Source organism: Streptomyces sp. H27-H1 (genome assembly GCF_026627445.1).
Classification (GTDB): domain Bacteria; phylum Actinomycetota; class Actinomycetes; order Streptomycetales; family Streptomycetaceae; genus Streptomyces.
This window is the reverse complement of the sequence record NZ_JAPNLJ010000170.1, coordinates 1-650: the sequence shown is the minus strand read 5'-3', so window position 1 is coordinate 650 and position 650 is coordinate 1. Positions and strand designations below refer to the sequence as shown.

The 650-nt window shown below is 70.6% G+C and carries 1 pseudogene; it reads right to left on the bottom strand.

Annotated elements, in window-relative coordinates:
• Positions 1-23: 23 nt before the first annotated feature.
• Positions 24-572 (bottom strand): annotated as a pseudogene (locus tag OTB20_RS43140) (IS5 family transposase); the annotation flags it as partial.
• Positions 573-650 lie beyond the last annotated feature (78 nt).

Genomic DNA, 650 nt, shown 5'->3' with positions numbered 1-650 from the left:
CTAGGTCCTGTCTGGAGTTCAGATCATGAATGTGGTGCGATGCTGCGGAGCCAGAGCATCGCACCACACAGATGCAGGCCGGCCTCGTAGCTCTCTGGCGTCTTGTCGAAGCGGAACGCGATGCCGCGCCAGTTCCGCAGCCGGTTGATGCACCGCTCCACGGTGTTGCGCTCCTTGTACAGCTCCGCGTCGTGGGAAACCGGCCGGCCGCCGGCACTGCCGCGCTTCTTGCGGTTCGCGGCCTGGTCGGCCTTCTCCGGGATCACCGCCCGGATCCCGCGTTGACGCAGGTAGCGGCGGTTGCGCCGAGATGAGTACGCCTTGTCCGCGGCCACGGCGTCCGGCCGGGTCCGGGGGCGCCCGACCGGGCCGCGTATCTTGATCCGCTCCAGCACCGGGGCGAACTGCGGGCTGTCGCCGGCCTGTCCGGGCGTGAGGACGAACGCCAGCGGGCGGCAGCGCCGGTCGGCTGCAAGATGGATCTTTGTGGTCAGCCCGCCCCGGGAACGCCCCAGCTCAGCGCCCTTCAGGCGGGCGCGGTGCCGTCGGCGGAGCCGTCGCCGCTCGACACGTGAGTCGTCCCCGTCCCGCCCGTCTTGCGGCTCTTGTCCCTTCGCGCTGCCCCCTTTTCGGCCTCGACGGCCGCTTCC